The 21963-nt window shown below is 68.9% G+C and carries 12 protein-coding genes; 7 read left to right on the forward strand and 5 right to left on the reverse strand.

The window, feature by feature from the left end; genetic code table 11:
- Together JNL41_RS03910 and JNL41_RS03915 are read left to right on the forward strand one after the other, a co-directional pair.
- Complete coding sequence (locus tag JNL41_RS03910) at positions 1–882, forward strand: hypothetical protein (protein ID WP_293472965.1); 882 nt, start codon at positions 1–3, stop codon at positions 880–882.
- A gap of 4 nt (positions 883–886) precedes the next feature.
- On the forward strand, positions 887–2737 hold the full coding sequence (locus JNL41_RS03915; RefSeq protein WP_293472966.1) for a cytochrome c3 family protein: 1851 nt from the start codon (positions 887–889) through the stop codon (positions 2735–2737).
- 365 nt (positions 2738–3102) lie between these two features.
- On the opposite strand, the gene gdhA is transcribed toward JNL41_RS03915, so the two are convergent.
- A complete protein-coding gene (gene gdhA / locus JNL41_RS03920; protein WP_293472967.1) occupies positions 3103–4461 on the reverse strand; it encodes an NADP-specific glutamate dehydrogenase in 1359 nt (452 codons plus the stop codon).
- Positions 4462–4640: 179 nt separating this feature from the next.
- Here gdhA and JNL41_RS03925 point away from each other — a divergent pair, with 179 nt between their 5' ends.
- From JNL41_RS03925 to JNL41_RS03940, 4 genes are read left to right on the forward strand one after another with little or no spacing between them, the layout of a single operon-like run.
- Positions 4641–6290, forward strand: coding sequence for an acetolactate synthase large subunit (locus tag JNL41_RS03925; RefSeq protein WP_293472968.1), 1650 nt, complete (start codon positions 4641–4643; stop codon positions 6288–6290).
- 22 nt (positions 6291–6312) lie between these two features.
- Positions 6313–7746 carry an aldehyde dehydrogenase family protein gene (locus tag JNL41_RS03930; protein ID WP_293472969.1) on the forward strand — a complete coding sequence of 478 codons (1434 nt, stop codon included), beginning with the start codon at positions 6313–6315 and terminating at the stop codon, positions 7744–7746.
- A gap of 53 nt (positions 7747–7799) precedes the next feature.
- A complete protein-coding gene (locus JNL41_RS03935; protein WP_293472970.1) occupies positions 7800–8633 on the forward strand; it encodes a phosphodiesterase in 834 nt (277 codons plus the stop codon).
- A 33-nt stretch (positions 8634–8666) separates the two neighbouring features.
- Positions 8667–10514 carry a CHASE2 domain-containing protein gene (locus JNL41_RS03940; RefSeq protein ID WP_293472971.1) on the forward strand — a complete coding sequence of 616 codons (1848 nt, stop codon included), beginning with the start codon at positions 8667–8669 and terminating at the stop codon, positions 10512–10514.
- A 138-nt stretch (positions 10515–10652) separates the two neighbouring features.
- Here JNL41_RS03940 and JNL41_RS03945 read toward each other — a convergent pair whose 3' ends face one another.
- Genes JNL41_RS03945 through JNL41_RS03960 form a run of 4 tightly spaced genes read right to left on the reverse strand, consistent with a single transcriptional unit; the run spans position 10653 to position 19967 of the window.
- On the reverse strand, positions 10653–14630 hold the full coding sequence (locus tag JNL41_RS03945) for a hypothetical protein (RefSeq protein ID WP_293472972.1): 3978 nt from the start codon (positions 14628–14630) through the stop codon (positions 10653–10655).
- Positions 14631–14637: 7 nt separating this feature from the next.
- Positions 14638–16641, reverse strand: coding sequence for a hypothetical protein (locus tag JNL41_RS03950; RefSeq protein ID WP_293472973.1), 2004 nt, complete (start codon positions 16639–16641; stop codon positions 14638–14640).
- Positions 16642–16644: 3 nt separating this feature from the next.
- Complete coding sequence (locus JNL41_RS03955; protein WP_293472974.1) at positions 16645–18603, reverse strand: heme-binding protein; 1959 nt, start codon at positions 18601–18603, stop codon at positions 16645–16647.
- A gap of 8 nt (positions 18604–18611) precedes the next feature.
- Complete coding sequence (locus JNL41_RS03960) at positions 18612–19967, reverse strand: multiheme c-type cytochrome (RefSeq protein WP_293472975.1); 1356 nt, start codon at positions 19965–19967, stop codon at positions 18612–18614.
- 282 nt (positions 19968–20249) lie between these two features.
- Between JNL41_RS03960 and JNL41_RS03965 the strand changes: the two genes are divergently transcribed.
- Complete coding sequence (locus tag JNL41_RS03965; RefSeq protein WP_293472976.1) at positions 20250–21962, forward strand: ShlB/FhaC/HecB family hemolysin secretion/activation protein; 1713 nt, start codon at positions 20250–20252, stop codon at positions 21960–21962.
- The last annotated feature ends 1 nt before the right edge of the window (position 21963 follow it).

A 21963-nucleotide genomic window follows, 5' to 3' on the forward strand; every position in this document is an offset into this window, starting at 1 on the left:
GTGACGCAGGTTGGGGGGCAACATACCGAGCGGGTGAGGCAGCGGACCCACGAGGGGTTCCTGCGTCACAAGAGCTTCCTTTGGGCGCAGGTGGCCACCGGCCTCTGCGTGGTCGTCATCGCGCTGTACTGGTGGGTCGCGCTCCAGATCAACGAGCCGCCCAGCGGCGGCAGTTGGCTCGGCTACCTCTTGGGCACGATCGGCGCGGGGCTGATCGTCTGGCTGGCGTGCCTGGGCGTTCGCAAGCGGGTGATCACCGCGGGCCACTACTCGCTGAAGGCCTGGGTCTCGGCGCACGTCTACCTGGGCCTGTCGCTGGTCGTGATCGCGACCCTGCACACCGGCTTCCAGTTCGGCTGGAACATCCACACCCTCGCCTACGCCCTGATGATGCTGGTGATCGCCTCGGGCGCGCTGGGCATCTGGGCCTACGCGACCCTGCCCGAGCGCCTGCACGGCAACCGCGGCGAGACCACGCGCAAGCAGATGCTCGATTCCATCGAGAGCCAGGACCGGCAGTTGCACGACCTGGCCCAGCCGCTGGATCGGGCGGGCGCGTCCGTCGTGAAGCTCTCCATCGAGGAGACCGAGATCGGCGGCGGCTTCTGGAAGCGGCTGACGGGCAGCTACGACGACTGCGCCAACAGGCGGGCCCTGCAGCGGCTGCGCAACCTCCCCGCGCCCGCCAGCGCCAAGCAGGCCGAGGCGCTGACCCGGATCGAGCAGGTGATGCAGCAGAAGGCCGAGACCCTGGCGCTGGCGCGCCGCCAGATGCAGATCACCGCGGTCCTGGAGGGTTGGCTGTTCGTGCATATCCCCGCGACCTTCGCCCTCCTGGCGGCGCTGACGGCGCATATCGTCAGCGTCTTCACGTACTGGTGAGCGCGTGGCCCAGGCATTCCATCTCAAACTGATCACCCAGCGCGCCGGCGGCGGCGACCCGATCGTCCGCGAGCGCGTGGTGGCGGGCCCCGAGGCCACGATCGGCCGTGCGGCCGAGAGCGACATCGTACTCGCCGATCTGTCGGTCGATCCGCAACACGCCAGGATGCGCTTCACCGGCCCGGGCCGGGTGAGCATCGAGTCGCTCAGCGGCCTGCCCCTCAAGGTCGGCGGCAGGAGCGTCCAGCGCGCCGACCTGAGCGCCTCCGGCCATGCGGTCGTCGAGATCGCGAGCTACGCCCTGGCGCTCGGCCCGGCCGAAGGCGAAGGCGTCACCGTCACCGTCACGCGCGAGGACGACGACCCCCACCTCACGCCCTCGGTCTTCTCGCTGCAGTCGAAGGTGTTCGGCCGGCGCAAGATGGCCTGGACGTTCGGCTCGGCCATCTTCGTGATCTGCCTGCTCGTCCCGCTGTTCGCGGCGGTGTGGTTCAGCCAGAACGCGATGATCCACCCGGACCAGCAGTGGTCGACGGGCCCGCTCTCGAAGGCGCACGCCTTCCTCGAGACTGACTGCAAGAGCTGTCATGCGAACGCGTTCGTCTCGGTGCAGGACAACGCCTGCAAGAGCTGCCACCTCGCTGGCCACAAGGAAGGGCCGATGTCGCTGGCGCGGGCGCAGGACAAGGGCAGCCCCTTCGAACCGCGCCTCATGGCGGACCACGCGCCGAAGGACCGGCTGTCGAAGGGAACGCCGCTGCCCGAAGCCCTGCCCGCCAGGATCGGCGCCGTGTTCCAGCGCGCCATCGGCCATCCGACGGACCGCTGCGCGAGCTGCCACATCGAACACACCAAGCCGACCGCCAAGGCCGTCGACGCCAACGCCCCGCTCAGCGACAAGCCGACGCTGGTGGTCGTGAACGACTGCGAGAGCTGCCACACCTCGCTGAAGGCGCGCCTCGGCGACACCGAACTCGCCGACACGCCCGACTGGGGCCGTCACCCGGCCTTCAAGCCGCTGATCATGACGGCGGCCGGGCCGACGCCGCAGTTCCAGCGCGTGGCGCTCAGCGCCGGGCCGCAGGAGCGCAACGGCCTGACCTTCCCGCACCGAATGCACCTCGACCGGACCGGCGGCGTCGCCCGCCAGGCGATCGAGCTGGGCGCCGGCGCGGGCTACGGCAAGCCGCTGGAGTGCGAGTCCTGCCACGAGGCGAAGGGCGCGGGCTTCGAGCCGATCCAGATGGAGAAGGCCTGCGGGACCTGCCACAGCCTGGCCTACGCCCGCGGGGCCGACGGCTCGCTGAAGCTGTTGCCGCACGGCGAGCTGCAGAAGGTGGTCGACACCCTTGCGGGACGCACCCTCTCCGCCCCCGGCGGTTCGAACCGCATGCGGCCGGGCACGATCCGGCCGACGATGTTCGCCGCCACCGGCGCCAGCGCCTACCGCGCGACCTTCTCGCCGGGCGGGACCTGCTACGACTGCCACACCATCAACTGGGAAGGCGACGTGGTGAAGATGGCGCCGGTGAAGCTCACCCAGCGCTACATGCCCCGCGGCGCGTTCGACCACTCGATCGCCGAGCACGGCGCGATCGGAAAGCAGGGCAAGGCCGGCGCGTTCAAGTGCGCCGACTGCCACAAGGCCGCAACCTCCGACCGGGCGTCAGACGTGCTGGTGCCGGACCTGGCCAAGTGCGCCACCTGCCATGGCCAGCCGACGACCAGGATCGCCGCAGCCGACGACGCCGACTGCACCACCTGCCACGCCTTCCACAAGCCGGGCGACGCCACGCCGAAGCCGGGTCATCCGCCGCTGGAGACGCTGCGCTGGACGAAGGTGGCGGCGCGCTAGTGTGCTGGATCTGAAGTTCGCCTGCTTCCGGGTCGGAGCGCCGAGCGAATTTCAGATCCAAAAAGCACACTAGAAACAAATATTTCCCTAGTGTCCTTATCGATTCCGAAGTTCGACTGAGTTCGCCTCAGGCGCCTGCGAACTTCGGAATCGGGACACTAGCGGCGCGCCCTCGCCTCCCCCGCTGAGCGGCGGGAGGCGGACCGTTCTCCGAGCCCGGCCCGGCGCCGGGGGAAGAGCGAGTGGTGGGAGGGGGCGGGCCCCCATCTCTGAATCAAAAGGGGCGGCCGCAGGCTCTGCGCCTGAGGCTCGCCCCCTCCGCCACCCCCATCGCTCTCGCGATGGGGGAGGTTTGACCCCGTGGCCTACACCACGCCGTAGGCCAGCATGGCGTCGGCCACCTTCTTGAAGCCGGCGATGTTGGCGCCCTTCACGTAGTCGACGACCTTGGAGCCGGGCTTCTTGCCGTATTCTTCGCAGCGCGCGTGGATGCCCGCCATGATGTCGACCAGCAGGCGCTGCAGCTCTTCTTCCTTCCACGAGATGCGGGCCGAGTTCTGGCTCATCTCGAGCCCGGAGACCGCGACGCCGCCGGCGTTGGCCGCCTTGCCCGGCGCGTAGAGAATCTCGGCGGCCTTGAACTTATGCACGCCGTCCAGGTTGGTCGGCATGTTGGCGCCTTCCGAGACCGCGATGCAGCCGTTGCGGATCAGGGTGTCGGCGTCGTCGCCCAGCAGCTCGTTCTGCGTGGCGCAGGGCAGCGCCAGGTCGCACTTGACGCCCCACGGGGTCTTGCCCGCGTGGAACTCGGCGCCCTTGAACTCCCTGGCGTACTCGCTGATGCGGCCGCGGCGCTTGTTCTTGAGGTCCTTCACCCAGTCGATCTTCTCCTGGGTCATCCCGTCGGGGTCGTAGACGAAGCCCTCGGAGTCGGAGAGCGTCAGCACCTTGCCGCCCAGCATGGTGACCTTCTCGGCGGCGTGGGTGGCGACGTTGCCCGAGCCCGAGATCACGGCCGTGTGGCCGGCGATGTCCTTGCCCTGGGTCTTCAGCATGTTCTGCAGGAAGTAGGTGGCGCCGTAGCCGGTCGCCTCGGTGCGGATCAGCGAGCCGCCGTACTCCAGGCCCTTGCCCGTCAGGACGCCGGTGAACTCGTTGGTGATGCGCTTGTACTGGCCGAACATGTAGCCGATCTCGCGACCGCCGACGCCGATGTCGCCCGCCGGCACGTCGATGTCGGCGCCGATGTAGCGATAGAGCTCGGTCATCAGGCTCTGGCAGAAGCGCATGACCTCGCCGTCCGACTTGCCCTTCGGGTTGAAGTTCGAGCCGCCCTTGCCGCCGCCCATGGGCAGGCCGGTCAGCGCGTTCTTGAAGGTCTGCTCGAACGCCAGGAACTTCAGCACGCTCTCGGTGACCGAGGGGTGGAAGCGGATCCCGCCCTTGTAGGGGCCGATGGCGTTGTTGTTCTGGACCCGCCAGGCCCGCTGGACCCGGATGTTGCCCTTGTCGTCCTGCCAGCAGACGCGGAAGCTGACCACGCGGTCGGGCTCGGCGATGCGGCGAAGGATCTGCGCCTGATGGTAGGCTTCCTTGTCCTGGATGAAGTCGAAGATGTCCTCTGCGACTTCCTGAACCGCCTGGACGAACTCCGGCTGGCCGGGGTTTCGGCGCTTCACGCCCTCGATGAAGGTGCTCAGATCGACGTGATCGCTGACTGCCATTTTTGACCCCCTTATGGCGGAGCGCCCGGCCCCGCCCGCTCGTGCCCGGCCGACCTTAGCCGCGAAATTCCTACGGGCCAGGGCTATTCGCGGACGCAGCGCCGCCTGGGCGCTTTCAGGCTTCACAAGTCGCCGTAATTTGCGACAACAGTTCGCCATAAGGGCGGTGGGGGTGTGCGATGGCTACGAAGGCGTCCGATCTGTTCGTTCAATGCCTGGAAGAGGAAGGCTGCGAATACGTCTTCGGGGTCCCGGGCGAAGAGAACCTCGACTTCCTGGACAGCCTGAGCCGCTCCAAAAAGATCAAGCTGATCCTCACTCGCCACGAACAGGGCGCGGGCTTCATGGCCGCGACCTACGGACGCCACACCGGCAAGGCCGGCGTCTGCGTCGCCACCCTGGGTCCGGGCGCCACGAACTTCGTGACCGCGGCGGCCTACGCGACGCTGGGCGGAATGCCGATGATGATGCTGACCGGCCAGAAGCCCATCAAAAAGTCGAAGCAGGGCCGGTTCCAGATCCTCGACGTGGTCGACATGATGAAGCCGATCACGAAGTACACGCACCAGCTCGCGTCGGCCGACAACATCCCTTCGCGGGTGCGCGAGGCCTTCCGCCTCGGCCAGGAAGAGAAGCCCGGCGCCGTTCACATCGAGTTCCCCGAGGACGTGGCCGACGAGCACACCGACTCGACGCCGCTTCCGAAGAGCAATGCGCGCCGTCCGGTCGCCGACGAGAAGTCGATCCGCGCCGCGGTAAAGCGCATCGAGCAGGCGAAGTCGCCCATCCTGGTCATCGGCGCGGGCGCGAACCGCACCATGACCAGCCGCATGCTGACCCAGTTCATCGAGAAGACGGGCATCCCGTTCGTCTCGACGCAGCTCGGCAAGGGCGTGGTCGATGAGACCAACCCGAAGTTCATGGGCTGCGCGGCGCTCTCGGCCGGCGATTTCGTGCATCGCGCGATCGGCGCCGCCGACCTGATCGTCAATATCGGCCACGACGTCATCGAGAAGCCGCCGTTCTTCATGCAGCGCGGCGGGACCGAGGTGATCCACATCAACTTCCGCTCGGCCGAGGTCGATCCGGTCTACTTCCCGCAGTACGAGGTGATCGGCGACATCGGCAACGCCATCTGGCAGATCAAGGAAGACATCCTGCCCCAGGCCTCCTGGGACTTTGCGGCGATGCACAAGGCCCGGGCGGCCGAAGTGGAACACGCGGCGAAGTACGACACCGACCAGCGCTTCCCGATCTACCCGCAGTTCCTGGTGAAGCAGATCCGCGAGGCGATGCCGGACGACGGCATCATCTGCCTGGACAACGGCGTCTATAAGATCTGGTTCGCCCGCAACTATCCGGCGCGCCGGCCGAACACCGTCCTGCTCGACAACGCGCTCGCCACCATGGGCGCCGGCCTGCCGTCCGCCATGGCCTCCAACATGGTCTATCCGGACCGCAAGGTCATGGCGATCTGCGGCGACGGCGGCTTTATGATGAACAGCCAGGAGATGGAGACCGCGGTCCGCCTGAAGCTGAACATCACCGTCCTGATCCTGAACGACAACAGCTACGGCATGATCCGCTGGAAGCAGGCGAACATGGGGTTCAAGGACTGGGGCCTGACCTACGACAACCCGGACTTCGTGAAGTACGCCGAGAGCTACGGCGCCAAGGGCTACCGGGTCGACTCGGCCGCCGCGCTGCCGAAGATCCTGCGCGAGTGCCTGGATACCCCCGGGGTCAACCTCATCGATTGCCCGGTGGACTACTCGGACAACGACTCGATCCTGAACAAGCAGATCAAGGAACTGAGCGCGGCTCTCTGAGCGCCTAAGGACGGACACGGACATGGTCGCCCTCAGAGACTCCTACCCGCTGTACCTGGCCAACGAGGCCCAGACCCCGAATCTCGACCTCGAGGTGACGGACAAGTACACGGGCAAGGTCGCAACCCGCGTGGCGCTGGCCAACGCGGCGATCATCGACGCAGGCATCGCCGCGACGGTGGAAGCCGCCGAACCGATGGCGCGGATGCCGGCCTATGAGCGCCAGGCGGTGCTGCAGCACTGCGTCAACCGCTTCCACGAGCGGTTCGACGAACTCAGCTATGCCCTCTGCGTCGAGGCGGGCAAGCCGATCCGCGATTCCCGCGGCGAGGTCACCCGTCTCATCGACACCTTCCGCATCGCCGCGGAAGAGTCGGTGCGGATGACCGGCGAGGTGCAGCCGCTGGACATCTCGCCCCGCGCCAGGGGCTACCAGGGCATGTGGAAGCGCGTGCCGATCGGCCCCTGCTCGTTCATCAGCCCCTTCAACTTCCCGCTGAACCTGGCGGCCCACAAGATCGCGCCGGCGATCGCCGTCGGCTGCCCGTTCGTGATGAAGCCCGCCTCGCGCACCCCGCTGGGCGCCATCATCATGGGCGAGATTCTGGCCGAGACGAACCTGCCCAAGGGGGCGTTCTCGATCCTTCCGGCGCAGCGCGACGGGGCCGACCTCTTCACCACCGACGACCGGTTGAAACTGCTCTCGTTCACCGGCTCGCCCGGCGTCGGCTGGGACCTGAAGGCCAAGGCCGGCAAGAAGAAGGTGGTGCTGGAGCTGGGCGGCAACGCCGCGGTGATCGTGGACGCCGACACCGACCTCGACGACGCGGTCGAGCGCATCATCTTCGGCGCCTTCTACCAGTCGGGCCAGAGCTGCATCGGCGTCCAGCGGATCATCATCCACGCCGACATCTACGACACCCTGCGCGACCGCCTGGTGGCCAAGACCAGGACGCTGATCGCCGGCGACCCGCACAAGGAAGAGACCTTCGTGGGTCCGATGATCGACGTGAAGGAAGCCTCGCGCCTGGATAGCTGGATCCAGGCCGCGGTCGCCGAGGGCGCCAGGCTGCTCTGCGGCGGCAGGCGCGACGGCGCCATGCTGGAGGCCACCCTGCTGGAGGGCGTCGGGCGCAAGGCGGCGCTCTATGCCGAGGAGGCGTTCGGCCCGGTGGCGATCCTGTCGAAGTTCACCGACTTCAAGGACGCGCTCGCCGAGGTGAACGATTCAAAGTTCGGTCTCCAGACAGGCGTCTTTACGCGCGACCTCTACAAGATGCTCGAAGCGTGGGACCATCTGGATGTGGGCGGAGTCGTCATCGGCGACGTCCCCAGCTACCGGGTCGACAACATGCCTTACGGCGGTGTGAAGGACTCGGGGCTCGGTCGAGAGGGCGTCAGGTTTGCGATGGAGGACATGACGGAAATTCGCAACCTGGTCATCCGCCGGCGTTAAGCCTGCGTATCTGAGTTCGGGACAGTGTGCGCGCTGCTTGGGGAGGCGGCTTCGTGTTGACGGTAGCGCAGATCACCGATCTGCATGTCACCACCGAGAAGGATCCGCTTAACCAGAAGCGGAACGAAGATCGTCTGCGCCAGACGATGAAGACGATTCATGCCCTGCGCCCGCGCCCGGTGGCCATCATCGCCAGCGGCGACCTCGTCGACCGGGGCGAGATCGAGGAATACTACGAACTCAAGCGTCTGATGGATGAGAGCGAGATCCCCATCTACTACGCGCTCGGCAACCACGACGGCCGCGAGGCCTTCCTGCAGGTGTTCTCGGGCCCCGGCGCCCAGACAGACGAAAATGGCTATGTGCAGTATGCTGTCGATTTCGGCCCATTCCGCATGGTGGTCATGGACACCCTGGAGGGCCCGAACCACGGCGAGTACGACGAGAAGCGCGCCGCCTGGCTCGCCAGGACGCTCGACGAGGCGCCGGACCAGCCCACCGCGATCATCCTGCACCATCCGCCCATCCCGAGCGGGATCCGCTGGATGGATCCCGATCCGAAGTCGCCCTGGATCGTGCGCCTCGAAGGCGTGCTGAAGGGCCGTGACCAGATCCAGGTCATGATGTGCGGCCACATCCACCGGGCGTTCAACGGCCTCTTCGCGGGCCACATGGTCGCCTCGGCGCCCGCGACGTCCATCCAGCTCACCCTCGACCTCACCGAGGTCGACATGCATGTGCCCGACGGCCGCGAGATCCTCGTGGAGGAGCCGCCGGGCTTCCAGCTCCTGATGGCGCACGAGGGCCACCTGACGACGCATTGCTGCCTCGCCGGCGACTTCACGCCCGCCGTCACCTACAATTTCCCCTTCCGGAAGCTCGCCTGACCCATGCCGGGAACGGTCAAGCGCCGCGGTCCGATGGGATGGTTGCTCGCGCGGCTCGATCAGGTGCGCGCGAAGGGCGGCAAGGGCCTGGCCGACGCCGTGGTGCTCCTGGGGGTCACCGTCGTCGCCGCCGTGGCGGCGCTGCTGCTCAACACCGCGACGCCCATCGTCGTGGTGGAGAACCTCACCTACGACATGCGCATGGCCCTGGGCGTGCCGCCGGCCCAGCCGAAGACCTTCGCCATCATCAAGGTCGACGACATGGCGCTGGAGGCGATGCGCAACTCGACGCCGTGCCGTTGCCTGTCGCCGATCGACAAGCTGTGGCTGGCCGACGTGATGGTCGCGCTCGACAAGAAGGGCGTTAAGGCGATCGGCGTCGACTATCTGCTCGACACCTGGGCCTCGGACGAGGAGTTCAAGGCCTTCCAGGACCGCATCAAGGACGTGAAGGCGCCGATCGTGGCGGTGGTCGATCCGGCGATGACGCCGGGCGTCGACTTCCCCGTCGACCCGAAGATCCACTATTCGGACGCCCGCGCCCTGATCGTGTCGGACTACGACAGCTTCGTGCGCCGCTACGACCCGCGGCCCGGCAAGACGCTGGCCCTGGCCACCGAGGTCGGCGTCCAGGCCGTGGGGCTGAAGCCGCCGACCAAGCCGTTCAACCTCCGCTACCGCGCGCCGGACCCCAACGTGGAGGGCGAGAACGCGGGCGCCATCGCACCGTCCTACTCGGCCGCCCTCGTCGACTTCGTGCCGCCCGAGCAGTTGAAGGACCGGATCGTCTTCATCGGCCGCACGACCCGCTCGGCCAGCGCCGACGCGGACACGCCGGTCGAAGACATGCACATGACGCCGCTCAGGTTCCTGAGCGGCCACTTCCGCGGCACGCCGGGCGTGGAGGTCCACGTCCACGCCCTCTCGCAGATGATGGCGGGCGACAAGGTGCGTATCCCCGCCGCCGGCTGGACCGCCGTGATCGCCCTGTTCTCAGCCTTCTGCGGCGCGCTGATCGGGCGGTCCACACAGAGCTGGTGGGTATCGGTCGGCATCGTCCTGCTCGGGATGGGCGCGGGCGCGGTCGGCGCGTGGGCGCTCTACGCGTTCGCCGCGCTCATGGTCCCGATGACCGCGCCGGCGATTTCCTTCGCGTTCGGCTTCTTCATCCTCTCGCGCCTATCGGCGGCCGAGTTGCAGAACCAACGCGCCTTCTATTCGTCGACGCTGGAGCGCTATCTCGCCCCGCAGGTCATCGACCGGATGGTGGGCGGCCAGGAGCAGGTGAAGATCGGCGCGGAGGAGCGCGAGATCACCGTGATGATCTCCGACCTGGAGAACTTCTCGAACCTCGTCGCCAGCCTGCCGCTCGAGACTTTCGAGGGCGTGATCAACGAGTACTTCGACGGCGTGATCGACATCCTCTGGAAGCACGAGGCGATGATCGACAAGATGACCGGCGACGGCATCATCGCGATCTTCGGCGCCCCCGTGCCGTCCGACGACCACGCGGACCGCGCCATCGCCTGCTGCCGCGAGATCGACACCTACGCGCTGGCGATCCGCGAGAAGATGATCGAGCGCGGCATCAAGTTCGGCTACACCCGCATGGGCGTATCGAGCGGCATCGGCCTGGTGGGCAACTTCGGCGGCGAGCGCCGGTTCAACTACACGGCCTACGGCGAGGTGGTGGTGATCGCCGCGCGGCTGGAGGCGGCCAACAAGACCTTCGGCACGCGCATCCTGTTCTCGGGCGACACCCTGAAGCTCGCCAGGATCAACGTCCCGATCGAGGCGGTCGGCGAGATCGACCTCAAGGGCGTGCCGGTGCCGATCCCCGCCTACACGACGCCCACGACGGCCGACGTTCCGCGGGCGTAGCCCAACCCCGCCTCCACCCGCCTCGATCCTTCGAACCGCTCATGCGCGTGCATGCGAGGATGAACGGTATTGCGGGCTGCGGGCCTCCGGCTCCGACCCGGCTGAGCCGAGCGCCCGGGCGCGACGGCGAGGCCGGGCTCAGCGGTCGGCGTTGGCGCGGTTCACGGGGACGCCGAGCCAGGCGGTCATGTCGGGCTCGTCGGTGACGCGGTAGGGGCGGCCCCAGCGGTCGGTGAAGAAGCGCTCCATCTCGGCCCGGTTGAACGGCCGCGAGCCGAGGCGTCCGAAGATCGCCATCTGCCCGCCGGTCTCGTCCACCGCGCGGTCACGGTCGAGGCCCTTGGAGAGCGCGAGCGCGGCGCCGTCCGTCTTCGCCCAGGCGATGAGCTCGGGCATCGGCTTCGGCGAGAAACCGTAGAAGTTCGGCTGGCTGGACGGGCTGGTGAGTTGCAGCACCTTCAGGCCGTTCCGCCCGTCGGCGACGTAGGCGAAGAGCGAGGCGTTCGTGGAGCCCACGACCACGTCCTCGGCGTCGTTCAACTGGCCGTCGGCATCGAACTTCCGATAGAGGCGCGGCCGTTCCGGGCTGGTCACGTCGACGATGACCAGGCCGTCCTTCTTGGCCGCCACGTAGGCGTAGGTCCGGGCCACATAGACGCGCCGCGCATCGACCAGCGGGATGGTCGCGCCCTCCACCAGCCGGGGCTGGTCGAGCTTCGTGACGTCCAGCACTTCCAAGCCGCGCTGGGTCGTGACCCAGAGGTAGCGGAACTGAAGCGCCGAGGCGCGCACGTCGGGCAGCGGCACGGTCGTCAGGTGGCGCGGCTTCAGGGGATCGGTCAGGTCGACCACGACCAGGCCCGCATCGGCGGCGATGTAGGCGATGCTGCCGCCCAGCGTGATGTGGCGCGCGCCCTTGAGCACCCCGCCCTCGTTCCAGGTGACCGCGCGCTTCAGCATGTTGTTGCGCGGATCGCCGTCGGCCAGCGTGTTCACGTTGACGAGGATGAGCCCCTCCTCGGCGTCGGTGATCACTGCGTAGGAGTAGATCGGGTGGAACTTCTGCTCCTGGTTGGCCTGGAGCAGCGTGGTGTCCTGGCCGGTGACGGCGTCCTTCACCTTCATCTGCTGCATGTGCTCGTTGCGCAGCGGCGCGATGTTCTGGTTCGTCGGCAGCGCCATGCAGGTGGCGTTCTTCGACGCGACCCGCGTGTCATGGCCCAGCGCCGAGAACGGCGCGGTGATGATCGGCTGCGAGACGCTCTTGTTGGCGATCGAGGCCACGTCGTAGGCGCGGAAGCCGCCCTTCCCTTCGGCGACGAACATGTACTCGCCGCGCAACTGGAGGCAGCGGGCCGCGCCGCCGGACTTGTGGCTGACCTTGCGGATCCACTCGGCCGACTCTTCTTCCTGGTGGCCCGTCACGCCGTTGGGGAACGGGCCGCCGCGGACGCGGTCCCTGATCTCGCGGCCGTTCTTCTCGACATGGTCCTTGTAGTAGTCGGGATAGGCGTACTTCTGGAGGTACGACCCGAAGACGGCCTGCGGCTCGCTCCACTCGCTGACCCGGACCGCCTCGATGGCGCCATCCAGGCCCACCCAGGCGTTCTGGCCGACGAAGTTCACGTAGTTGGTCCCGAGCAGCAGCAACTGGGCCATGATGGCGTTGTTGTCGTTCGCCGCCGAGACGTGGCAGTCCGAGCAGGTCTTGGTCTCGGTCTTGCGCACCGTATGCGGGAAGTGCGGCGCAAACGCCTGGCTGGAGTAGCCGGAGGCGGCGATCGGCGGCTGCTGGGTGTAGATCCGCTCGCGGTTGACGTTCGTCGACGACAGGACGAGCGCCGACGAGGAGCGGACCGGGGCGATGGTGTTGCCCTTCACGGTCGAGTGGACGCCCAACTGGTACATGTCGTCGCGCGCAACCTGCGGGTTGTAGGTCGCATAGTTGCGGGTCTCGATGCCCTCGAACTTGTGGGTCGTCGTCTTCCAGTTGGCCTCGATGGGCAGGTGGCAGCCCGCGCACGCCGTCGTCCACGACGAGTGGCAGGCGAAGCACTCCATTTCCTCGTCCTTGTGGGCGCGGTCTCCGGCGGCGACGCCGGGGCCCCAGGCGAACGGGCGCCCGTCCTGGCTGATGCGGCTCATCAGCTTGGCGCGGGCCGACCTGGCGTTGAAGTCGGGGCTGGTGCGGTCGACCGAGTCCTTGGTCAGGTGTATGCGCCACTCGAGCTTGGGATCCAGCAGCGACCGCTGGACCAGCACGCGGCGGCCGTCCTGCTCGACCCACTCGAAGCGGCGCTGGCCGTCGGGGTTGCGCAGCAGGCTCAGGTCGTTGCCCTTCACGTCGGCCGCCGGGCCCGAGGTGCGCAGCGTCGGATAGGCGTCGGCGGTGCCGTGGCAGTCCTTGCAGCGGATTTCGACCGAGTTGGCGACCTCGCCCATGATGAGGCCCGAGCCATGGCTGTCCTGGGCGAAGTGGCAGTCGGCGCACTGCATGCCCTTCTCGGCGTGGATGTCCATCATGTGGACGGCCTTGCCCGGCTGCTTGCCCACCTCGGGGAACTGGGGCTCGCCCTTCCGGCGCCACTTCTCGGGGTCGTCGTTGGCGACGATCTTGCCTTCGGCGTCCAGCAGGTTGCCTTCGCGGTCGCGCTTGAAGATGCCGCGGAAGTTCCAGCCGTGGCCGTGGTAGTCGGCGAACTGGGTGTCCTTCAGCTTGGCGTTCAGGTCGAAGACGTTGCGCAGGAAGTCGAGGTCGGCCCACAGCCCGCGGGGCGCGGCGCCCTCGGGGTTGCGGTCGAGGACGTGGCGGATCTCCTCGGACGTCGGGTACTTCTGCCGCTCGGGCCACATGAAGGGCGCGTCGGACTCGTAGTCCCACATCGTGTAGCCGAGGTAGGTGTTCATGAACATGTTCGGCTGGTGCATGTGGCAATTCATGCACTGGGCCGTCGGGATCGCGCGCGTGAAGTAGTGCTTGATCGGGTGGCCCGACTGGTCCTTCGGGATCGTCGGGTCGACCTGGGCCGAGGCGCCGTCGCGGCCGTACTTCGCCCAGGTGAGGCTGGCCTGCTGCTGGCGGTTGTTCGCATAGACCACATGGCAGGACGCGCAGCCCGACGAGCGGTAGTCGCCCGGCTGGTCGTTGGTGCCCAGGAACCAGGTGAAGGGGTCGTTCAGGCGGGTCTTGTGGATGTTCAGCAGCGGGATCGCGACCCGCAGGCCGGTGCCCGGGCCACGGTTCGACTGCTTCAGGTCGGGCCGGCCCGGCTCCTCGAGGCGCTGCAGCGCGCCGTTGGCGTTGGGCAGGCCCACTTCGGCGAACTGGGTGTTGATGTTGCGGCCGCCGCGCTCGAACACGCGGAAGATGTCGCCGGGCGGCGTCACATGCCAGGTCGGCGGCGGATAGAGCGCGCCGACCGCCCCGCGCTTGGCCTGTTCGGGCGTCACCGCGCCGGGCGGATTGCCGGGCGACAGGAGCTTCGCCGGCTCGCCGTGGGCCGTGTAGGCCTCCCCGAGGACGTAGTTCTTGAAGGGCAGGATGCCGTTGTTGTACGAGGCGCCGCCGAAGAACATGGCGCCCGTCGCCATCAGCGAGCGCTCGGCCCTCTCGATCAGCTCCATGTGGCAGGCGCCGCAGGCCAGGCGGGCCACGCGGTAGTCCGACGGGTTCACGAAGCGGACGTACTCGGGGCTCTCCTTGTTGAGCAGGGTGAAGCTGTGCTTCGGATTGGCCGAACTGGGCCAGTTCCACGTCTTCGGGTACTTCGGCAGCACATGGCTCTTGTCGCGCAGGCGAACGTACTCGGGCGAGGTCATCGCCAGGCCCGCCGGCGCGATGACGTTCGGATCGCCGCCGTGGCAGGACGCGCACCCCAGCCGGACCGCCTCGGAGACGTGCATCGACTTGGCGTCGCTGTCGGTGTGGCACGACACGCAGCCCTTGCTGGCGGCGTCCACCTCGGCGTCGGACATCCCGAGCTTGGCCGGCGCGGCCATGACATAGCTGCGCTTGACCGGCTTTTCCGCCTCGCTGGCCTTGAGCGAGATGGGCGCGAGCACGGTCAGCGCCGCCAGCGCTCCCAGTCTCAGCCATTTCCGCCCGAATTTCAGCATCTTGCCCCTAGAAGGTGAGAATGGCGTTGAGCAACACGGAGTAGTACTGGTCGTGCCGGCCGCGGTTGGCGAACAGGTCCTTGAAGCCCGCGCCCGCATCGAACACCGCACCCGAGGCCCGGAACACGATGTTCTGGGTCATGTGCGGACGCCAGATCGCGGCGACCGAGGCGTCCCAGCCCAGCGACTTCGGGATCGAGCCCTCCTGGCGCAGGTTCTCCAGGATCGTCGTGTCCACGAAGCCCAGGTGGTTCACGTTGACCGAAAGCCGCAGTTCGGGCGTCACGTCGAAGTCGGCGCCGCCGCCGACGAGCGTGGTGCCGGGATTATTGAAGTTGGACTGGCCCTCTTCCTTCGACGGCCGCAGCGAGTTCAGGACCCCGTTGCGCGCGTTGATCCCGATCACGCGGCCGCCGCCGGCGAACGGGATGGTCTGGCGGATCCAGTAGCTGGTGTCCGAGCCGGCGAACTGCGGGTTCTCGAAGATCGAGTCGAAGCCGCGCTCGGTGTTGTCGTAAGGGTTCTTGTCGCCCGAGGCGTAGAGCAGCGAGCCCCGGACCCGGATCCAGTCGAAGTCGACCGACGGCTCGGCGGCCAGGAAGTAGCTGCGGATCTTCGCCTTGCGGTCGGTGAAGATCGAATTGCGGTCCTCGCCGAGGGCGTAATAGGCCGAAGCCGTCAGGTTGTAGCGGCCCCAGTGGCCGTCGGCGTTGTAGCCCAGGTAGACGACGTCGTAGTCGCGGCCGCGAAGGGTCCCGATGAGCGCCGGGCGCTGCGGGAAGCCGTTCTTGTCGACGTAGATCTCGTTGCCTTCGCGGTTGCGGTTGTAGGCCACCGTCACCTGCGAGGTGAGCCCGGGCACGGGAAGGTCCTGCCGATACAGGTTGCCGATGAAGACCCAGTCGTCGCGGATGCGCTGGGTCACGTCGTTCAGGCCCGAGTTCGTGTCCTTCTCCAGGCGCCAGAAGGCCGCGAGGTTGTACTGGAACCGGTTGTTGTCGCGGTTGCCGAACAGGCGGACGCCGAGCTGGTTGTCCTGGAACAGGAAGCCCCGGAACTCCGAGGAGAACGGTTGGATGCCGACGCGGACGCTGTCGAAGTCGTAGCGGTCGGAGACGTTGCGCAGGTGGTAGTCGAGGAACAGTTCCTGGACGCCGATGAACGCGTCGCTGCGGTGCGACTTCTTGCTGGGCTCGACGAAGAGCACCCGGCGCTCGGGCACGTCGACGTAGTTGTACTGGCCGGCCAGCACGACGCGCAGTTCGTACTCGGGCGGCTTGAAGGCGGTCGACCCCTTGATGAGCGAGGCGCCGGCGATGAAGGTCTGCGCCACCACCAGGCTGCTCGAACGGCCGAAGACGTCCAGGCTGCCCGGACGCGCCGTCGTCTGCACGCCGACCGGGATCGGGAAGGTGCGCGGCTCGACCACGGTGTCGGAGATTCCCGTCAGCGCCAGGAACAGGTCCTCGACGCCCTTGATCGGGATGTCGCCCTTCCAGAAGTTCTGGTTGTAGGGATCGTACCAGCGGGGCTTGGAGACGCCCAGGGCGCCGGCCAGGCGCCAGCGGTCCGGAATCGGCGCCTCGTCGTGAGGGAAGGCTTCCGGCGGCGGGGCGCGCACGGCCCCGGGGTTGGTCTGCTGGATCTCCGGCTCGTAGGTCTCGATCCGGCCGGGCGGCCGGCGTCCTTCGAGCGGCGCCGCGTCCGTGGGGGCCGGCTCGGAGTCCGGCGGCGGCGCGGTGGCCTCAGCCTCGGCCGGCGGCTGGGCGGCGGGGGGCGCCTGCTCCTGGGCCGAAGCATCGACGGCGGCCAGCATGGCCGCGGCGGGCGCACCGGCCACGCCGCAGTCGGCCAGGATGTCGTCGATGCTGCGGTCCGCCCCGCGCGACGGCGAGCCCTGGGCGTCGCCGTTCAGGATGCCGTCGATCGTCAGCCCGCCGCCCGTCGACGCCCTGGCCTGGCCGGCCAGGGCGGCAAGGGCGACGAACGCGAGGAGCGAGGCTTTGCGCATGCCCTATTTCCCCTGGCACACGTTCTGTTCGTTCGAGTCCAGGAAAGGCGCGAACGGACAGCCGACGTAGCGCAGGCGCGTCTGAGTAGGTCCGACCAGCAGGGTGTCGGCGCGAATCGCTACCGGAGCGTTACCGATCGCGCCGCCCAGGCGGGCGCCGGCGTTGTGCGCGCCCAGGAACGAGATCATGTCGTCCTGGTCGATGCCGTCGCCAGACACGCCGATCGCGCCCACGAGGCGCGCGCCGCGGTAGACCGGCACCGAGCCCGAGAAGATCTGCAGGCCGTTCTGCAGCGGGTTCTGCCCGGTGGCGACGTCGGGCAGCGACGTGCAGCGGGCGGGCGTGTCCGTCGCCGAGGCGCCGCCCACGAAGCCCAGGTGCTGGCCCAGGTTGCCGAACACGAGCGCCGACTGCAGCCCGGTGGACAGCGGACTCCACAGATTGATCGGGCGCGAAAGCGGGCCGTTCGCGCGTCCCACCTCGCCGTCCGGGAAGTAGGGGCGCGACATGTTGCCGATCGCCTTGGCCGCGAAGGCGGTGCGGCCGGTCAGGGCGGTGGCGTCGCCGAGGAAGTCCCGCGTCTTCTGCACGAAGCCCCGGACGTCGGCGCTGGGGTCGCCCGCCAGTTCCGCCGCGGCGCGCTGGCCCGACAGCAGGGCCACGGTCCGCGCCTTCTGCGCCGAGACGTCGATGCCGAAGACCGGCGCGTCGGGCGCCCGCACGATGCCCAGGATCTGGCCGCGGCTGTCCACGACGGTGATCGAGACCTCGGCGCGGCTGTCGAGCGGACGCCGGATCTGGCCGCGGGCGCGGCTCATGACCGTGAAGGCTTCCTCCAGCAGCGCCCGCACCTCGGCCGCGCTCAGCGGCGTCAGGCCGTCGGCGGCGTCTGTGCCGCCGCGGATCGGGAAGCGGTTGTTGCCCGCCCCGTCGGACAGGACCATGGCGCCGGCGATCGCGAAGTCCGCCGTGGTGGCCAGCCGCAGGCCGGACGCCTCGGTCCCGTAGGCCTGGCCCGCGAGCGCGCCGCCGCCGGCGTAGTAGCCGTTCACCGGCGTGAACCCGCCCGCCGCCGCGCCGAGCGTCGAGAAGGCCGGCGCACTGGTCGGCGTGGTCCGTAGCGTGCCCGTCGAGGCGTCGGAATAGCGGAGCGCCGTTCCGTCGACCGTGATCCGGTCGGCGCGCTGGTCGGTCGGGGCGTCGAAGCCCACCGTGGCGGCGTAGGCGATGTTCTCCTCGTCGTCGGCGTCGACGTCGAGGATGTTCTTGTCGAAGCCGTAGTCGTTGTCGCCCACGATGCCGACGCCGCCGACCAGCGTGCCGTTCTTGTAGAGCGGGAAGCCGCCGGGATCGGCCGAGAGGCCCAGCGGCGTGCGCCGCGGCCCCACCGCGACGTTCGCCGTCCGGGTGGTCACGTCCGAGCAGGGCAGCGACGAGAACTGCACGCCGAAGAGCGGGCCGCCTTCCAGACCCACGGTCGACGGCGCCGGCGGGAAGTGTTCCTGCACGATCTGGCTGGCCGTGCGGGTCGAGAACGAGTTGCCCCCGGACGACGACAGGTAGGCCCCGGTCACCGCCTTGGCGATCGCCGCGGCAGCCGCGGGCACAGTCAGGCCCTGGGCGTCGGTGCTGACCCCCGCGGGGCCCGCCCGGGTGACGGTCGTGGCCCGCGCGCCGGTCATCGAATAGACGGCCAGCACGTTGCCGACGCGGTCGGTCACCGCGATCACCACCGGCAGGTTGCGCGCGCGCGCCTCGGCCACCGCCTGGGCGATCACCTGCTGGACGTCGGCCGTCGTCAGCGCCACGGCGGCCGGGAGCGTGAAGACGCCCGCGGGCGTCGGTCCGGGCGTGCCGGGCGTCGTCGGCGCGGTGGGCGTTCCACCGCCGTTTCCGCCCCCTCCTCCGCCGCCGCCGCAGGACGCGAGCGCCAAAGCGGCCAATGACACGGCCCAGCGCATTGTCGATCTCATCTGAGCGACCTCGCCGCCTGGGCGACCTGGGTCAGCGCGCTCCGGAAGGCGTCCGGGCTGTACCGGTTGGGATCGCGCACCTGCGCGTAGGCCCGATCGAGCTGCGGACGCACGCGGGCCGCCACGCCGCGGTCGACCTGGCCGGACGCCACGAGGGCGTTCAGCAGCGTATCGGCCGCCATGACCGCCTGCGCGCTGCCCGAGTAGTCGGTGTAGCGGCGCGAAAGCTCCGTCGACAGGACGGTGTCGAGCATCGCCAGCGTGTCGGCGCGCGAGAACCCGCGGGCGGCGAACGCATCGGCCAGCGCGCGGGCGGTGCCGGCCAGCCTCAGGGCGGCGCGCTGCGATTCGCCACGGTCGCGGGCCATCGCCGCGTGGAAGGCGCGCGAGTCGGCCTCGAGCCGCTGGGCCAGCGCCGGCGAGGCCACCCGGGCCGCCGCCTGCAGCATGATCATGTTCTCGTCGTTGAACGGCGGCTGGCCCGAGGGGATCGGACGGCCGGGGTTCGCCTCCCACTTCGGCCGCGCCTTCGGATCGTCCGAGATCTCGCGGTGGCAGCTATGGCAGTCGAAGAAATAGAGTTCGGGGAAGGCCCCGCCGCCACGGCCGCCCTCGCCGTAGAGCGAGAGCGAGCGATCCAGCGCCATGGCCTGGCCGACCGCCCAGGTCTTCACGCCGCCCGCGTAGCCCTTGCGCTTCACGTAGTCGGCGTCGACATCCCAGTGGTTGATCATGCTCGAGAACAGATCGAGCTCGAAGGCGACGCGCGGGTGGCCAGCAGCCATCATCTGGTGGGTCACGAACTGGCCCGAGCGCGAGCTGCCGAAGTGGCAGTCCAGGCAGACGCCGGCGCGCACCTTCGGGTTCTCCAGGGGCCGCAGGCCGTTGGCGACGTTCGCCGCGTGAGTGCCGCCGACCGCGCGGTGGCTGGCCAGCCAGCCCGAGGCGCCGCCGTGGCAGGCTTCGCAACCGACCCCGTCGCTGAGCTGGAACTTGCCGCCGCGCATGGGGCCCGGATCGGCGTGGCAGCCCAGGCATTCCTTGGCGGTCTGCGCGGGGCCGATGCCCATCTTGCGCGTGATCGCCTGCGCGCGGGGTTCGGTCAGCACCCGCCAGGCGCGGCTGTGGGCGCCGGCGGCGCTGGAGGCGCTCTGCCAGGTGATCAGTTCGTTCTGGCGGACGTTCACGCCCGAATCGACCTGGCGGCTGTGACAACTGGAGCCCGCGCACGAGGCGACCCCCTCATGCACGCCCTTCACAGGCGCGGATTCGGTCGCGGCCGTGGCGGACGGACCGCTCACGACGACGAACGCGCCGACGACGGCGGCTGCGGCGACGCAAAGCGCGCCCACAACTCGCGACGCTCGTGCTCCCCCCATCGTCCCTCCCCCGGGCGCGCACAACTGACCGCCGAGTCTTAGCGGTCTCGGCTCAGCTTCGGTAGCCCGAATACGCGACAATGGGACCAAATCCGTGGGCCGGCGCCTAGCCTCCGAACGCGCGACTCCCCCCCTTTTCGAGGGTTCGCGTGCCAAGAGTCTCCGCTTAACAACGTGTTCGACGAACTGTAAGACGGACTGGTGTCGGGTGCTTGGGGGTATGGCATGGAGGGGCTTCGCCATCGGGCGCTGCGTATGGGCCGCAAGGCCCGCTGGTGTCTGCTCGCCCTGGCGACCACGGCGCTCTCGCCGACCGGCCTGACATGGGCCCAGCCCGCGCCGCAGGCGGCCGTCCCCGGCACCAGCGCCGCGGAAGTGAACCCGTCCAGCCGCATCACCCGTCCGCCGCCCCGCCGTTCCAGCGGCGCGTTCACGCCTGAGCCGCCCGGCCCCTGCCCGCTCGAGAGCTCCGACGTGCAGGTCACGCTGAACGCGGTGACGTTCCAGGGCGCGACGGCGGTGAGCCCGGACGACCTGCGCGCGGCCTACGCCGACGTCCTGGGCAAGCCGCAGCCCGTCTCCGTGATCTGCCAGATCCGCGACCGCGCGGCGCGCATCGTGTTCGACTCCGGCGTCCTGGCCCGGGTGGAGATCCCGGAACAGCGCATCGCCGGCGGCTCGCTGGTGCTCGAGGTGATCGAGGCACACGTCGTCAACGTCCGCGTCCGCGGCGACGTGGGCCCGGCCCAGGCCGCCGTCGAGCGCTATGCCGAGAAGCTGCGCGGCATGAAGCCGTTCGACATGGCCAGGGCCCAGCGCTACCTGCTGCTGGCGTCCGACGTCCCGGGCATCCGCGCCCGCGCGGCCGTGCGGCCCTCCACCAGCGCCGAGCGCGGCGCGGTCGACATCGACATCACGGTGGCCAAAGAAGGCCCCGACGTCTTCGCCAACGTGCAGAACACCGGCTCGAAGCAGGTGGGCCGCTGGGGCGGCCTCGTGCGCGGGGAGTTCTCGGGGTACACCGAGTACGGGGAGTCCACCGCGCTCACCGCCTTCCACACCCTGGACTCCAACGAGCAGTGGCTGGTGCAGATCGCCGAGACCGCCCGCTTCGGCGGCGAGGGCCTGGTCGGCCGCGGGTCGTTCACCTACGGGGAGAGCCGCCCCGGCGACTTCCTCAAGCCGCTGGACCTGAAGAGCAGGTCGGTGGTCGGCAACCTCGAGGCCGCCTACCCGGTCATCCGCTCGCGCAGCCAGAACCTGAACGTCGCCGGCGGCTTCGACCTGATCGACCAGAAGACCCGCCCCTCTGGCGCGGCGCTGCTCAGCCACGACAAGCTGCGCATCGTCTACGCGCGCATGGACGGCGACTACCGCACCGAGATCGCAGGGCGGCCCGTGCTGACCAGCGGCGCGTTCAGCGTGCGCAAGGGACTCGACGTCTTCGGCGCCAGCGACGCGGGCGACCTGTTGCTGACCCGCGGGCTCGGCAAGCCCGAGGCCTGGGTGGTGCGCGCCCAGGGCGGCAGCGACATCGCGCTCACCGACCGCCTCACCGGCCAGGTGCGCATGCAGGCGCAGTACGCCGGCAGCACGCTGATGCCCTACGAGCAGATCTCGCTGGGCGGCCTCACGGTCGGCCGCGGCTACGACCCGGCGGCGCTGCTGGGCGACAAGGGGATCTCCGCCGCGGCCGAGGTGCGCTACGGCCCCGTGCAGTTGCATCCCAAGATAGCGGCGGCGCCGTATGCTTTCTTCGACGCCGGCTGGGTCTCCAACAACAACGCCGCGGTGTCCGGGGTGCAGAAGGACAGAAGCCTGAAGTCGATCGGCGCGGGGGTCGTGTTCCGGCTGTTCAGCCGCGCCAACCTGGAAGTCACCTACGCCCATCCACTCGACGCCACCCGGACGGGGGGTTCGCGTCCTAGCGACCGTGTGCTGATCCAGCTCACGGCGAGCCTGCTATGAT

Source organism: Phenylobacterium sp., from assembly GCF_016793285.1.
In the GTDB taxonomy this organism is placed as follows: Bacteria; Pseudomonadota; Alphaproteobacteria; order Caulobacterales; family Caulobacteraceae; genus Phenylobacterium.

Excerpts from the sequence above, each read along its gene's own strand:
- gdhA (WP_293472967.1), bottom strand. The coding sequence starts at position 4,461 with ATGGCAGTCAGCGATCACGTCGATCTGAGCACCTTCATCGAGGGCGTG.
- JNL41_RS03925 (WP_293472968.1), top strand. The coding sequence starts at position 4,641 with ATGGCTACGAAGGCGTCCGATCTGTTCGTTCAATGCCTGGAAGAGGAA.
- JNL41_RS03930 (WP_293472969.1), top strand. The coding sequence starts at position 6,313 with ATGGTCGCCCTCAGAGACTCCTACCCGCTGTACCTGGCCAACGAGGCC.
- JNL41_RS03940 (WP_293472971.1), top strand. The coding sequence starts at position 8,667 with ATGGGATGGTTGCTCGCGCGGCTCGATCAGGTGCGCGCGAAGGGCGGC.
- JNL41_RS03945 (WP_293472972.1), bottom strand. The coding sequence starts at position 14,630 with ATGCTGAAATTCGGGCGGAAATGGCTGAGACTGGGAGCGCTGGCGGCG.
- JNL41_RS03950 (WP_293472973.1), bottom strand. The coding sequence starts at position 16,641 with ATGCGCAAAGCCTCGCTCCTCGCGTTCGTCGCCCTTGCCGCCCTGGCC.
- JNL41_RS03955 (WP_293472974.1), bottom strand. The coding sequence starts at position 18,603 with ATGCGCTGGGCCGTGTCATTGGCCGCTTTGGCGCTCGCGTCCTGCGGC.
- JNL41_RS03965 (WP_293472976.1), top strand. The coding sequence starts at position 20,250 with ATGGGCCGCAAGGCCCGCTGGTGTCTGCTCGCCCTGGCGACCACGGCG.